Origin of the sequence: Scandinavium lactucae (assembly GCF_033843265.1) — a bacterium.
In the GTDB taxonomy this organism is placed as follows: domain Bacteria; phylum Pseudomonadota; class Gammaproteobacteria; order Enterobacterales; family Enterobacteriaceae; genus Scandinavium; species Scandinavium lactucae.
This window is the reverse complement of record NZ_JAWXRD010000040.1, coordinates 558,107-571,016: the sequence shown is the minus strand read 5'-3', so window position 1 is coordinate 571,016 and position 12,910 is coordinate 558,107. Positions and strand designations below refer to the sequence as shown.

Sequence of the window (12,910 nt, the reverse complement as noted above, 5' to 3'; positions counted from 1 at the left end):
CATGTTAATTTTATGAAAACCCTATGTCAGGAGATCTCTCAATGGATGCACTCGAACTACTCGTTAATCGCCGTAGCGCTTCCCGTCTGGCCGAACCGGCACCGGAAGGCGAACAGCTGGAAAATATTTTGCGTGCGGGCCTGCGTGCGCCCGATCACGGCACCCTACAGCCGTGGCAGTTCTTTGTGATTGAAGGCGAAGGGCGCGACCGTTTCAGCCTGCTGCTGGAAAAAGGGGCTATTGCTGCCGGGCAGGATGAAAAAGCGATTGATAAAGCGCGTAATGCGCCATTCCGCGCACCGCTGATTATCGCAGTGGTGGCGAAATGTGAGACCGGGCACAAGGTGCCGGTGTGGGAGCAGGAAATGTCCGCCGGTTGTGCGGTGATGGCGATGCAGATGGCGGCGGTGGCGCAGGGCTTTAACGGCATCTGGCGTAGTGGGGCGTTGACCGACAGCCCGGTAGTGCGCGACGGCTTACAGTGCCGCGAACAGGATAAGATCGTCGGCTTCCTCTATCTGGGTACGCCACAGCTGAAAGCCTCGACGACGGTCTCAGTACCGGATACCACGCCCTTCGTGGTGCGTTTTTAAGTCATCCTAAACTGCCCGGCATGCCGGGCAGTCTCTGTTTTACTTCTGCGTTTTAGCAAACTCGTCTTTGGCTTTCTGCAACTGCTGCTGGAAGGCCGGGTTAGTATGCAGTGTGGCGACCACCGCCGAGCCGACAATACGCGCCGCATCGACATCGCTCTGCCAGTGATAACCACAAATAACCCGGCTTTGGCCCAGGTCATAGCCGCGTTTAAGGATCTCGTTCTGACGCGCCGGGTTCACTTCCGCCAGCACCAGCGCGGTTGCCCAGCCGATAGACGTATGGCCCGACGGATAAGACCCGTTTTTCGCCAGTTCATCCTGCTCTTTGGTATTACAGGTCGGCACGCCATAGAAGGCGAACGGACGCACGCGCATGTATTTCTGCTTCGCCGAACGGGTCGCCAGGTCTCCGGCATCCTCAATCATATTGGTCAGCAGCTTGTGCAGTTCCGGGCTGTCTTTGGCGGTGATCGGCGAGCCAAACGCGCCGGAGAAGGCGTTCGCCACGCCGCCGCTGCTCAGGTTGGCATCTTCCGCCGCCTGCTTGCCGCGCTCGGTGCTGCGCAACAGACGACCCTGCTCATACATCGCCTGATCGTTCAGGAAGGCAATGCTGCCCACTTCCGGTGGAGGCGGCAACAGAGCCAGGCTGTCGATGGCCTGGGCATTTTTCAGGAAATAGAGGTCAGGTTTAGTGGTGGCATCATTCCCTGAAGGTACCAGCGCAAAGGCATTAACGGAAAACAGGCTGGCAACGCAAAACGCAAGAATACTCTTTTTCATTGTGGTTCCTTTTTTATGTGAATCGTCCAAAGGTCTGGCTGTCACATTTCTGTCATAAATCAAGGCTGAAAAAGTTGCGTTAGCTCGCAAAACGGCAGATACATAAATCTTGTGAATGAATTAAATTTCACGCCGGATGTACGCCCAACCCCGTAATTGCGCGGATAGTGAGCAACAGTGCGCGAAATCAGACTGTCTGACTTACCAGCACCGTGTTTGGGCGCTAACATAGCAGGATTGCAATGACAGGAGATGTCCATGAGCGAGCAAGCCATTCGTTTGACGCAATACAGCCACGGAGCCGGTTGCGGTTGTAAAATTTCCCCCAAAGTGCTGGAGACCATTCTCCACAGCGAGCAGGCGAAGTTTGTCGACCCGAACCTGCTTGTCGGCAACGAAACCCGCGATGATGCGGCCGTATACGATTTGGGTAACGGCACGTCGGTCATCAGCACCACCGATTTCTTCATGCCGATCGTTGATAACCCGTTTGATTTCGGGCGCATCGCGGCGACCAACGCCATCAGCGACATCTTCGCGATGGGCGGGAAGCCGATCATGGCGATCGCTATTCTCGGCTGGCCGATCAACACCCTCGCACCGGAAATTGCCCGGGAAGTGATTGAGGGCGGGCGGTTTGCCTGCCAACAGGCGGGTATTGCGCTGGCGGGCGGGCATTCAATTGATGCCCCGGAACCGATCTTTGGCCTGGCGGTCACCGGCGTAGTGCCGACCGAGCGCGTAAAGAAAAACAGCACCGCCCAGGCGGGCTGCAAGCTGTATCTCACCAAGCCGCTGGGCATTGGCGTACTGACCACCGCGGAGAAAAAATCGCTGCTGAAGCCAGAACATCAGGGGCTGGCGACGGAAGTGATGTGTCAGATGAATATCGCGGGCGCGGCGTTTGCCAATATCGACGGCATCAAAGCCATGACCGACGTGACCGGTTTTGGCCTGCTCGGGCATCTGAGCGAAATGTGCCAGGGCGCGGGCGTGCAGGCGCAAATCCGGTTTGCCGACGTGCCAAAACTGCCGGGCGTGGAAGAGTACATTGCTCAGGGCGCGGTGCCGGGCGGTACGAGCCGTAACTTTGCCAGCTATGGTCATCTGATGGGTGACATGCCGGAAGCGTGGCGCAACCTGCTGTGCGACCCGCAAACCTCTGGCGGTCTGCTGCTGGCGGTGTTACCGGAAGCGGAAAACGAAACCAAAGCCACGGCGGCGGAGTATGGCATCACCCTGACGGCGATTGGTGAACTGGTTACCGCCCGGGGCGGGCGTCCGATGATTGAGATTCGCTAACCGCATGCGCTTGTTTATCGCGGAAAAACCGAGCCTGGCCCGTGCCATCGCCGATGTGCTGCCCAAGCCGCACCGTCGCGGCGATGGCTACATTGAATGTGGTAACGGTCAGGTGGTGACCTGGTGTATCGGCCACTTACTGGAACAGGCGCAGCCGGATGTCTACGACAGCCGCTATGCGCGCTGGAACCTGATGGATCTGCCGATTGTGCCAGAAAAATGGAAGCTGCAACCGCGACCCTCGGTGACCAAACAGTTAAACGCGATCAAGCGCCTGTTGAAAGAGGCCACCGAAGTGATCCACGCCGGTGACCCGGACAGGGAAGGCCAACTGTTGGTGGATGAGGTGCTGGATTACCTCGACATGCCCGCGGAAAAACGCCGGGAGGTTCAGCGCTGTCTGATTAACGATCTGAATCCGTCGGCGGTCGAGCGGGCGATTTCTCGCCTGCGCTCTAACAATGAGTTTATCCCGCTGTGCGTATCGGCGTTGGCCCGTGCCCGTGCCGACTGGCTGTACGGCATCAACATGACCCGCGCCTACACCTTACTGGGGCGAAACGCGGGCTATCAGGGCGTGCTCTCCGTTGGCCGGGTGCAAACCCCGGTGCTTGGGCTGGTGGTGCGTCGTGATGAAGAAATTGAAAACTTTGTCGCCAAAGATTTCTTCGATGTGAAGGCGCATATCGTCACCCCTGCGGATGAACGTTTTACCGCGACCTGGCAGCCGAGCGAGGCCTGCGAACCTTATCAGGACGAAGAAGGGCGGTTGTTGCACAGGCCGCTGGCCGATCACGTCGTGGCGCGGATTGCCGGACAACCGGCGGTGGTCACGGCCTATAACGATAAACGGGATTCCGAACCGGCTCCGCTGCCGTTTTCGCTATCCGCATTGCAGATTGAGGCCGCCAAACGCTTCGGGTTTAGCGCGCAGAACGTGCTCGATATCTGCCAGAAGCTGTACGAAACCCACAAGCTGATTACCTATCCGCGTTCCGATAGCCGCTATCTACCAGAAGAGCATTTTGCTGGTCGTCATGCGGTGCTGAATGCGATTAGCGTTCATGCCTCTGGCCTGCTGCCGCAGCCGGTGGTTGACCCGGACATTCGTAACCGCTGCTGGGATGATAAAAAGGTCGATGCGCACCACGCCATCATCCCGACCGCGCGCAGTTCCTCGGTCAACATGACCGACAATGAAGCCAAGGTGTACGAGCTGGTTGCCCGTCAATATCTGATGCAGTTCTGCCCGGATGCGGTGTTCCGCAAGTGTCAGATTGACTTGGATATTGCCAACGGCAAGTTCGTTGCCAAAGCGCGGTTCCTCGCGGAAGCGGGCTGGCGTACGCTGCTGGGCAACAAAGAGCGCGACGAAGAGAACGACGGCACGCCGCTGCCGGTGGTGGCGAAAGAGGATCAACTGCTGTGCGAAAAAGGCGAAGTGGTTGAACGCCAAACCCAGCCGCCGCGACATTTCACCGATGCCACGCTGCTGTCGGCGATGACCGGTATCGCGCGTTTCGTGCAGGACAAAGATCTGAAGAAAATCCTCCGTGCGACGGATGGGTTAGGCACCGAAGCCACGCGCGCGGGGATTATCGAACTGCTGTTCAAGCGCGGGTTCCTGACCAAGAAAGGGCGCTATATTCACTCGTCCGAAGCGGGACGGGCGCTGATCCACTCCCTGCCGGAAATGGCCGGGCGACCGGATATGACCGCGCACTGGGAGTCAGTGCTAACCCAAATCAGCGAGAAGCAGTGCCGCTATCAGGACTTCATGCAGCCGCTGGTTGGCACGCTGTTCGATCTCATTCAGCAGGCGCGAAGCACCCCGGTGAAGCAGTTCCGGGGGCTGGTCGCACCGGGTGGCGAACAACAGAAGAAGAAAACCTTCAGCAAGGCGCGGAAAAAGAAAACCGAAGCGTCATAACTTTGCCCGACGGCACTGCGTTTGTCAGGTCTACAGGTTTTGTCGGCCTGACAACCCCCGTAGGCCCGCGCATGCGTCAGCGCCGCCGGGCAATCAACACGCTAAAACCTTAAATCACACCCTGCGCCAGCATCGCGTCAGCGACTTTGACGAACCCGGCGATATTTGCCCCGCGTACGTAATGGGTATGTTTATCTTCCCCACCGTACTCCACGCACGCCTGATGAATATCAAGCATGATGTGATGCAGACGGGCATCGACTTTCTCCGCTTTCCAGCCCATCCGTGCGGCGTTCTGCGCCATTTCCAGCCCGGAGGTGGCCACGCCGCCCGCATTTGCGGCCTTGCCTGGGGCAAACAGTACGCCCGCCTCAAGGAACAGATCGGTGGCGGCGATGGTGGTCGGCATATTGGCCCCTTCGGCAACGGCCTTCACGCCGTTGCCGATCAGCGTCCGTGCTGCCTCGACGTCCAGTTCGTTTTGCGTTGCGCACGGCAGGGCGATATCCACCGGCACCGCCCACGGCTGCTGGCCTTCAAGGTATTGCAGGCCAAATTCGCGGGCGTAATCGGCGACCCGGCCATCACGGCTGGCTTTAATCGCTTCCAGACGGGCTAATTTCTCAGGCGTAAACCCGGCTTCGTCCACCACGGTGCCGCTGGAATCCGAGGCGGTAATCACCCGCGCACCCAGCGCCATCGCTTTCTCAATCGCATACTGCGCCACGTTGCCGGAGCCAGAGACCGCCACGCGCATCCCTTCGAAGCCCAGACCGTGGCGCTTGAGCATCGCGTCGGTGAAGTAAATCAGTCCGTAGCCGGTGGCTTCCGGACGGATCAGGCTTCCACCGAACGACAGCCCTTTGCCGGTAAACACGCAGGCGGTGTTATTGGAGAGCTTTTTCATCATCCCGGCCATAAAGCCGACTTCACGCGCACCAACGCCGATATCACCGGCGGGCACGTCGGTATCGGCCCCGAGATGGCGATACAGTTCGCTCATCAGTGCCTGGCAGAAACGCATCACTTCGCCTTCGCTTTTGCCTTTCGGATCGAAATCACTGCCGCCTTTGCCGCCGCCCATTGGCAGGGTGGTGAGGGCATTTTTGAAGGTTTGTTCAAAGCCGAGGAACTTAAGGATCGACAGATTCACCGACGGATGAAAACGCATTCCACCTTTGAAGGGCCCAATCGCCGAGTTGAATTGCACCCGCCACGCGCGATTGACCTGCACCTGGTTGCGGTCATCGACCCAGGTGACGCGGAACTGAATCACGCGTTCGGGTTCAACCAGCCGCTCGAGCAGCGCCATCTGGCGATAGCGTGGATTGTCATCGAGGAAGGGCCACAGGGTGGACATCACCTCGCGCACCGCCTGCGCAAATTCCGGTTGGTTGGGATCGCGCTGCTGCACGCGGGTCAGAAACGTTTCCAGAGATTCCATTACGATAAGTTCCTCTTATAGTGATAACGGTATGATGTTGGTGTGTTTATTTTTTGCGGTTCGCTTTCTTTCGACTATCTCCGCTGAGGCCGTGGCAGGCAAGAAAAAATCGTCGTCGTGAGGGAAAACTTATAATCAGCGGTCTGTCATAACCAAACGCGATGACCATGAAAATTTAAGAAAACGGCGTCAGTGTCGATATAGTTATTAGAAGAGTTTTTAAAAAAGGAATGACGATGAAACGCGTGTTAATGACAGGATTATTGCTGCTGGCCGCATCTGGCGGGCAGGCGGCGCAGCGCTTTGGGCCGGACGTCGAGGTCAATGTGCCAGCGGAAGTGTTCAGCAGCGGCGGCCAGCGAGCGCAGCCCTGTTCCCAGTGCTGCATTTATCAGGACCAGAATTACAGCGAAGGGGCGGTGGTGAAAGCTGACGGCATTCTGTTGCAGTGCCAGCGCGATGAGAAAACCATCAGTACGAATCCGCTGGTCTGGCGGCGCGTAAGGTCATAAAGGCTTCCAGCAGCGGAATATCGGCGGGGGCCAGGTCCCAACTGAACGCGGCTTCCGGGTTGACCCACACCAGCTGGCTGTGCTCGTGCGCGGTCAGCTCGCCGTGAAAGTCCGGCACATGCCAGGCATGGAGATGAATCAGCCGTCCGGAGACTTCCCGTTGATGGCTCGCCACATACGCCGCGGGTAAGGCGTCGATGCCTAACTCCTCGCGCAGTTCACGCTTCAGCGCCTCGGGCTGCGTTTCACCGGCTTCCACTTTGCCGCCGGGAAATTCCCACAGCCCGGGCTGGTCGGCATGTAACGGGCGCTGAGCCAGCAAAATCAGCCCATCTTGTTCAATAATCGCCGCCACCACATCAATTGTTTTCAGCATAGAGGTCAAGGTTCCTTTCAAGAGCGTGTCATACTATCTGAAATGTTTAAGGTTTACAGGAGTTTCCGGGTGAAAAAACATCAACCGTGGGTACCACCGCTGGACCACATCCCGTCGTCACTGACCCCCATCGTGATGATGCAGAAGAAACATTACGGCGATGTGCTGCATCCGACGCGCTGGTGGGGGCGAATGCCGCGCCTGTTCTGGCTGGTGGCACTGTTTGTCGGTTGGCTGGAGCGTAAAAAAGCACGCTTGTCGCCGGAACTGCGCGCCCTGCTAATGACCCGCGTTTCGCAGCAATGCCACTGCGCGTTCTGTATTGATGCCAACACCCTGCGGCTGGCGCAGCGCTGCCATGCGCTGGAGAAAGTGCAGGCGGTGGCGCACTGGCAAGATTCGACGCTGTTCAGCGACGCAGAGCGTGCCGCGCTGGCGTATGCCGACGGGATGACCGCCACGCCACCGGTGATTAGCGATGATCAAAAGGCGACGCTCAAACGCTTTTATGCGGACGACGCTATCTGTGAAATGACTGCCCTGGTGGCGTTTCAGAATCTTTCGGCGCGTTTTAATGCCGCGCTGGATATCCCTTCGCAAGGGTTATGTGACACGCAGGGGAAATCTCATGCTTGACCGTCATCTGCATCCCCGCCTGAAACCGGGGCTGAATCGCCTCGCCGAAATGCTCGACCGACCGGGTATTTCGCCGGACGGCATTACCCTGGTGGGGTTTGCGATAGGCGTGCTGGCGCTGCCGTTTCTGGCGCTGGGCTGGTATATCCCGGCGCTGGTGGCGATTGTGCTCAACCGGCTGCTCGACGGGTTAGATGGGGCGCTGGCCCGGCGGCGTGGTCTGACCGATGCCGGGGGCTTTCTGGATATCGCGCTCGATTTCCTGTTTTACGCGCTGGTGCCGTTCGGGTTTATTCTGGCCGATCCGCAGGCTAACGCCCTGGCGGGCGGCTGGCTGTTGTTCGCGTTTATCGGCACCGGCAGCAGCTTCCTGGCGTTTGCTGCCCTGGCGGCGAAGCATCAGATTGATAACCCCGGCTATGCGCATAAATCGTTTTATTATCTCGGCGGCCTGACCGAAGGCACCGAAACCTTCGCGCTGTTCGTGTTGAGCTGTCTGTTGCCGCACTCTTTTGCGTGGATGGCGTGGCTGTTCGGCAGCCTGTGCTGGCTGACGACCTTTACGCGGGTGTGGAGTGGGTATCTGACGCTGAGTCAATTCTCAGGCCCGGCAAACAAAGATGCTGCCGGGCCAGATCGGCCTTAAAGCGAGGTGTCCGGGCCACGGTTGCCGTGGCTTACCGGATTCTTCGCGTCCTGGCTCCATTCATACCAGCCGCCGTCGTACACCGAAATGTTCTCCCAGCCCATCGCGCGGGCGTACATAAAGGTTTCGGAGGCGCGCCAGCCGGTGCCGCAGTAGAACGACACCTGCTGCGAGGGCAGGATGTGCCACTCAGCCCACATCGCAGCGATATCATCGGCGCTGCGCATGGTTCCATCCGGATTGTGGAAATCTTCCATATGGGTGGAATCGCTGCCCGCATGGCCCCAACGCGCCCCGGCGATATCACCTTTAGGCTTAATGTAGCTGTAGCCGCTGGTGGTGCCGATAAACTCTGGCCACGAACGAATACTCACCAGCGAGGCATCTTTCCGCTGCAACAGGCCTCGTGCCTGGTCAATGCTCAGCATCAGCTGCGGCTGGCCCGGGATCGTCGCCCCGAAATCTGGCGCGGGGGTCACCTTGTCCGGCGTGCCACGCTCGACCGGCAAACCGGCATCGGACCAGGTTTTCCAGCCGCCATCCAACAAGCGCACATCTTTCACCCCGGCATACAGCAGAATTTGCGCCACGCGGGCGGCGGCGTACACGTCACGGCCATATAAAATCACGGTAGTGTCGTGGCGGATCCCCTGTTTTGCCAGCAATGCTTTCAGCTTGTCGTCAGAGACTTTATTCCACAGCGGCTCGCTTTCGACGTCGTTAGTATCGATATAACCCGCGCCCGGAATATGGCTCAGCAGATAGAACTTCGGCGCGCCCCAGGCGGCTTCAATTACTTTCCAGTCGCCCTTCGGCGGGGCGGTAACGGCTTTACCCTGCTGGAGATCATGCAGCCACTGCGGATACACCAGTTGCTCAAAGTGCGGCAGTTTTTGCAGGCGTTCCGGCTGCTGGAGCGCATCGCCGAGCAGGTTTATCTGGGTTAGCCCGGCTTTTTTCAGGCGCTCGGCCACCGCCTGGTTATCGCTCTGTGCGCCGTATAAGGCGACCGGCGTGGACGGCTGGAGCTGATGCTGTTTGATCCAGTCGGCAAGCTGCGCCTCGTTCATTGCCGAAAGCCAGCTGGCGGACAGGTTTAGCGCCGCCGGTTCATGGCCTTGGCTGCCGTTCAGCGTCTGTGGCCAGCCGTTGTAGAACGCGCTCAGACGCGTATCAATCGCGACCCCTTTCTGCTGTTGCAGTTGGGTAAAGGTCAGAGGAGAAAGCCTATCAGCGGCGAAGATAGCCGAGGAGGAAAGCCCGATCAGCAGGGCCAGCGCGGTCAGTTGAGAAACACGTTTCATCGAATTGCCCGTCAGAGGAAAATTGAAACGACATTTTGAACTCCCGATTTAGGAAAATCCTTGCGCTGGCGCAGCTTAGCTCCAGCTTTCAAGCCGCAGACAGCGGCCACCGGGCGGAATATCGGCCACGTCGTGAGTGACCAGAATCACCGGAATATTGCGCAGCTGCACTTCGGTGAACACCCAGCGACGGAAACTGTCGCGCAGGGTGGCATCCAGCCCGCTGAACGGTTCGTCGAGCAACAGCGCGTCCGGGTGAGCCAGCAGGGAGCGTAACAGCGCCACCCGGGCCCGTTGGCCGCCGGAGAGCGTCGCCGGGTCACGCGCATAAAATCCACTCAACCCGGCCTCTGCCAGCGCGGCTTCAACCTCCGGGCGACGTCGAGCCCGCGGCACCGCGCGAGGCAGGGCCAGCAGCAGATTTTGCCCGACGCTAAAGTGGTCAAACAGCAGCGCGTCCTGGAACAGAATGCCGATTCGCCGCCGTTCGGTCGGCAGGGTGTCGCAGCGTCGATCGTTCAGCCACAGTTGGCCGCTGGCCTGAAAGGTCTGGTCCAGCGCGCCCGCCATCCAGGCCAGCAGCGTCGATTTCCCGCTGCCGGAAGCGCCCATCAGCGTCAGGATCTCGCCGTTCTCAGCCTGAAAATCCACGCCGTTGAGTAGCGTCCGGCCCCGCATTTTGAGTGTCAGCGCATCCACTTTTAGCATTAACGGAGTCCTTGTCGAAAATGGCCGATTGCCCTAAGCAGCAGGGCGACCAGCAGGAAAAAAACGCCGGGCAGCAGCAGTTGCCACAGCGCCTGGGTGGCGAGCATCGGCGTACTGCCCCCGCTGCTGAGCGCCACCGCGTCGGTGGTCAGGGTGGTGATGCGCCCGCTGCCGAGCCACAGCGTCGGCAAATATTGCGCGATACTGACCGAAAACCCAACCGCCAGCGCGGCCAGGATCGGGCGCAACAGCAATGGACATTTCAGCTGCCAGAAACAGCGCCCGCGTCCCCAGCCCAGCGTGCGCGCAACCGTCAGTAAACGCGGGTCGAGTCGTCGCCAGGCGGGGCGCAGAATAAACAGCGTCCACGGCACCACCCACAGCAGATGGCCCCACAGCACCGTGCGCCACTCCCCGTCCTGCCAGCTTAGCAGCGCCAGCTGATATTGCCCGGCAGCGAGCGGCAGGGCGGGCAGCACCAGCGGTAGCCAGATCCATGCCCCAAAGCGCGGTGGGCCGAACTCGAGCCACAGCAGGCCTAGCATGACACTCAACAACGATGACCCGAGCGCCAGCCACAGACTGTTGTTGATGCTGTCGGTGTTCGCCAGGCTGCGGTCTGCCAGCAGAAATAGCGTTCCGACGCAGATCCCGCCGCTGAGCGGCAGCAGCCAGGCCAGCCCGTGACCCGGGAATGCGACAGGGGCCGGGCGTCGGACGCCATCCACGTTCGGCACCCATGCCCGAAAACCGCGCCAGATAAGATAGGCCCCCAGCATCAGCCCCGCCAGCATCACCAGCAGCAGAAGGCAGGCCAGCGATCCCATCGCCTGCTGCAAGGCATCGCCCTGTGACAGCCACTGCCAGGCCAGCACCGCCAGCGTCGGCGGATTGCCGGGGCCGAGGATCAGCCCCACATCGACCGCCGAGAGCGTCCAGGCGGCGGTGGCCAGCAGCACAATGCGCAACTGCGGCAGCAGTTGGGGCAGGACAATCCATGCCAGACACTGCCAGCGCCCGTAGCCCAGGCTGCGTAAGGTCAGGCTCTGTTCCGTCAGCCGTTTCTCACCGAGCAGGGCGTAGACCGCCCACAGCAGAAACACGCTCTCTTTCACCGCCAGCGTCAGGCCGAGGCCAATCCCATAACGGTCGATAAACGGCGTCAATTGTGGGAACTGAAGAAACAGCCACCCGCCTTCGGCAAACAGCAGCAACGCCGCGGTGGCAAAGGCGACATGCGGCACGGCCAGCAGCAGCGGCAGACGCCCGGCCAGCCGTTGCCAGGCGGGAGAAGGCCACAGGGCCGCGACCACCGCGCAGGTGATCCCCAGCGCGCCAGCCATCGCCAGCAGTGTGGAAATGAGCGTCGCCAGCGCGGCCTGTGGTAGCTGCGTGTCAGCGAATAGCGCCTGCCAGTTTGCAACCGTCAACGCGGGGGTGAGCAACTGAACGGCGGCGGGCAGCAGCGGGAGATAAATCAGCCCCATCGCCGCCCACAGCAGGCCGGTCAGTGCGTACCGTAACGGCGCAGCCATTCCTGCTCCAGGGCGTTAACCCAGGCCGCGTGCGGTTCCGCCAGCACCGGCGGGGTGGTTTGTGGCTGGGACGCGGCAGGCCACGGTTCAGGTAATTTCGTCCTGTCGAGCACCGTCGGATCGCCCCAGACCGCCGGGTCAGCCTTGCGCCGCTGCGCGGCAGGCGACAGCAGGAAATTCGCCACCACCTGCGCACCGGCCAGCGAACGGGCGTTGGCCGGGATAGTCACAAAATGGACGTTGCCAAGCATGCCTTCGCGGAAGCCGAAGTTGTAGCTGTCTTTTGGCAGTTCGCCGCTGGCGACTTTCTGGCTGGCGTGCATCGGGTTGAAGGTTAGCGACAGGCGTAACGTGCCATTCGCCAGCATCGCGTCCATCCGTGCCGGAGAGGCCGGGAAATCGCTGCCTTTACGCCACAGTTGCGGGTGCAATTGGTCGAGATACGCCCACAGCGGTGCGGTCACGGTGGCAAAGGTCTGCGCATCCGGCGGCTGCTTTAAGGCTTCGGGGTGCGAGGTCAGGTTCAGCAACAGCTGTTCCAGAAAGGCGGTGGCGGTGAAATCAGGCGGGCGCGGATAGGTCACCATCCCCGGATGGGCGGTGGCAAACGCCAGCAGTTCCGCTGGCGAAGCAGGAGGCTGCGGGGACTGATCCCGGCGGGCGATAAAGGTTAACTGCGCGCTGCCCCACGGGGATTCCGCCCCGTCGGTCGGAATCGAAAAATCCTCCAGCACCGGCTTTTGCTGGTCGACATAGCGCCAGTTCGGCAGAGCCTGCGCCCAACCGGTTTGCAATAGCCCGGCCTCTTTCAGAGTGCGGAAGTTCTCGCCGTTGACCCACAGTAAATCGACCGAACCGCCCTGGCGGCGTCCGGCGCGGGCTTCGGTCTGGATACGTTGCACCGCATCGGCAGCATCAGCCAGATGGACCATTTTGAGGGTGACGCCGTAGTCGCGTTTAACCTCCCCGCTGACCCAGTCGAGATAGCGATTCACCGCCGGATCGCCGCCCCAGGCGTTGAACCACACGGTTTGCCCGCGTGCTTCGCTTTCAGTTTTTTGCCACGAGGTGTTCGCCAGCAGCGGGGCGCTCGCCAGTAATCCAGCCAATAAGATGCCATAACGCACACGGCGCATAC

At 60.1% G+C, this 12,910-nt stretch carries 13 protein-coding genes; 6 read left to right on the top strand and 7 right to left on the bottom strand.

What is annotated here, in order from left to right:
• Window positions 1-41: 41 nt before the first annotated feature.
• Window positions 42-593 (top strand): NAD(P)H nitroreductase, encoded by a 552-nt coding sequence (locus SIK69_RS20345; RefSeq protein WP_319786929.1) that lies wholly within the window; start codon window positions 42-44, stop codon window positions 591-593.
• Window positions 594-632: 39 nt separating this feature from the next.
• Here the strand turns inward: SIK69_RS20345 and phoC are convergent, their stop codons facing one another.
• Complete coding sequence (gene phoC / locus SIK69_RS20340) at window positions 633-1,379, bottom strand: acid phosphatase PhoC (protein WP_319786928.1); 747 nt, start codon at window positions 1,377-1,379, stop codon at window positions 633-635.
• A 258-nt stretch (window positions 1,380-1,637) separates the two neighbouring features.
• Here phoC and selD point away from each other — a divergent pair, with 258 nt between their 5' ends.
• The gene (selD, locus tag SIK69_RS20335; RefSeq protein ID WP_319630051.1) at window positions 1,638-2,681 is read left to right on the top strand and encodes a selenide, water dikinase SelD; all 1,044 of its coding nucleotides are present in this window, start codon (window positions 1,638-1,640) and stop codon (window positions 2,679-2,681) included.
• Between the two features lie 4 nt (window positions 2,682-2,685).
• Entirely contained in the window at window positions 2,686-4,611 is a 1,926-nt protein-coding gene (locus SIK69_RS20330) for a DNA topoisomerase III (RefSeq protein WP_319786927.1), read from the top strand.
• Window positions 4,612-4,720: 109 nt separating this feature from the next.
• Here the strand turns inward: SIK69_RS20330 and gdhA are convergent, their stop codons facing one another.
• Window positions 4,721-6,055 carry an NADP-specific glutamate dehydrogenase gene (gene gdhA, locus SIK69_RS20325; protein WP_319630053.1) on the bottom strand — a complete coding sequence of 445 codons (1,335 nt, stop codon included), beginning with the start codon at window positions 6,053-6,055 and terminating at the stop codon, window positions 4,721-4,723.
• Between the two features lie 236 nt (window positions 6,056-6,291).
• Here gdhA and SIK69_RS20320 point away from each other — a divergent pair, with 236 nt between their 5' ends.
• The gene (locus tag SIK69_RS20320) at window positions 6,292-6,567 is read left to right on the top strand and encodes a YnjH family protein (RefSeq protein ID WP_319630054.1); all 276 of its coding nucleotides are present in this window, start codon (window positions 6,292-6,294) and stop codon (window positions 6,565-6,567) included.
• Here the strand turns inward: SIK69_RS20320 and SIK69_RS20315 are convergent.
• The gene (locus SIK69_RS20315) at window positions 6,527-6,943 is read right to left on the bottom strand and encodes a pyrimidine (deoxy)nucleoside triphosphate diphosphatase (protein ID WP_319786926.1); all 417 of its coding nucleotides are present in this window, start codon (window positions 6,941-6,943) and stop codon (window positions 6,527-6,529) included. The genes SIK69_RS20320 and SIK69_RS20315 overlap by 41 nt on opposite strands.
• A gap of 69 nt (window positions 6,944-7,012) precedes the next feature.
• Between SIK69_RS20315 and SIK69_RS20310 the strand changes: the two genes are divergently transcribed.
• Window positions 7,013-7,579: a carboxymuconolactone decarboxylase family protein gene (locus tag SIK69_RS20310; protein ID WP_319786925.1), complete on the top strand. Its 567-nt coding sequence runs from the start codon at window positions 7,013-7,015 to the stop codon at window positions 7,577-7,579.
• The gene (locus tag SIK69_RS20305) at window positions 7,572-8,225 is read left to right on the top strand and encodes a CDP-alcohol phosphatidyltransferase family protein (protein WP_319630057.1); all 654 of its coding nucleotides are present in this window, start codon (window positions 7,572-7,574) and stop codon (window positions 8,223-8,225) included. Before SIK69_RS20310 ends, SIK69_RS20305 begins: the two co-directional genes overlap by 8 nt.
• Here SIK69_RS20305 and SIK69_RS20300 read toward each other — a convergent pair.
• From SIK69_RS20300 to SIK69_RS20285, 4 genes are all read right to left on the bottom strand, one after another.
• Entirely contained in the window at window positions 8,222-9,529 is a 1,308-nt protein-coding gene (locus SIK69_RS20300; protein WP_319786924.1) for a sulfurtransferase, read from the bottom strand. The two genes, SIK69_RS20305 and SIK69_RS20300, sit on opposite strands and share 4 nt — an antisense overlap.
• A gap of 75 nt (window positions 9,530-9,604) precedes the next feature.
• Window positions 9,605-10,237 (bottom strand): ATP-binding cassette domain-containing protein, encoded by a 633-nt coding sequence (locus tag SIK69_RS20295; RefSeq protein WP_319786923.1) that lies wholly within the window; start codon window positions 10,235-10,237, stop codon window positions 9,605-9,607.
• Window positions 10,237-11,772, bottom strand: a complete 1,536-nt coding sequence (locus SIK69_RS20290; protein WP_319786921.1) for an ABC transporter permease subunit — start codon at window positions 11,770-11,772, stop codon at window positions 10,237-10,239. The genes SIK69_RS20295 and SIK69_RS20290 overlap by 1 nt, the downstream gene beginning before the upstream one ends.
• Window positions 11,745-12,908 carry an ABC transporter substrate-binding protein gene (locus SIK69_RS20285; protein ID WP_319786920.1) on the bottom strand — a complete coding sequence of 388 codons (1,164 nt, stop codon included), beginning with the start codon at window positions 12,906-12,908 and terminating at the stop codon, window positions 11,745-11,747. The genes SIK69_RS20290 and SIK69_RS20285 overlap by 28 nt, the downstream gene beginning before the upstream one ends.
• Window positions 12,909-12,910 lie beyond the last annotated feature (2 nt).

What these genes read in the sequence shown, in the direction of transcription:
- SIK69_RS20345 (WP_319786929.1), top strand. Translation starts at nt 42, where the DNA reads ATGGATGCACTCGAACTACTCGTTAATCGCCGTAGCGCTTCCCGTCTG.
- phoC (WP_319786928.1), bottom strand. Translation starts at nt 1,379, where the DNA reads ATGAAAAAGAGTATTCTTGCGTTTTGCGTTGCCAGCCTGTTTTCCGTT.
- selD (WP_319630051.1), top strand. Translation starts at nt 1,638, where the DNA reads ATGAGCGAGCAAGCCATTCGTTTGACGCAATACAGCCACGGAGCCGGT.
- SIK69_RS20330 (WP_319786927.1), top strand. Translation starts at nt 2,686, where the DNA reads ATGCGCTTGTTTATCGCGGAAAAACCGAGCCTGGCCCGTGCCATCGCC.
- gdhA (WP_319630053.1), bottom strand. Translation starts at nt 6,055, where the DNA reads ATGGAATCTCTGGAAACGTTTCTGACCCGCGTGCAGCAGCGCGATCCC.
- SIK69_RS20320 (WP_319630054.1), top strand. Translation starts at nt 6,292, where the DNA reads ATGAAACGCGTGTTAATGACAGGATTATTGCTGCTGGCCGCATCTGGC.
- SIK69_RS20315 (WP_319786926.1), bottom strand. Translation starts at nt 6,943, where the DNA reads ATGCTGAAAACAATTGATGTGGTGGCGGCGATTATTGAACAAGATGGG.
- SIK69_RS20305 (WP_319630057.1), top strand. Translation starts at nt 7,572, where the DNA reads ATGCTTGACCGTCATCTGCATCCCCGCCTGAAACCGGGGCTGAATCGC.
- SIK69_RS20300 (WP_319786924.1), bottom strand. Translation starts at nt 9,529, where the DNA reads ATGAAACGTGTTTCTCAACTGACCGCGCTGGCCCTGCTGATCGGGCTT.
- SIK69_RS20295 (WP_319786923.1), bottom strand. Translation starts at nt 10,237, where the DNA reads ATGCTAAAAGTGGATGCGCTGACACTCAAAATGCGGGGCCGGACGCTA.
- SIK69_RS20290 (WP_319786921.1), bottom strand. Translation starts at nt 11,772, where the DNA reads ATGGCTGCGCCGTTACGGTACGCACTGACCGGCCTGCTGTGGGCGGCG.
- SIK69_RS20285 (WP_319786920.1), bottom strand. Translation starts at nt 12,908, where the DNA reads ATGCGCCGTGTGCGTTATGGCATCTTATTGGCTGGATTACTGGCGAGC.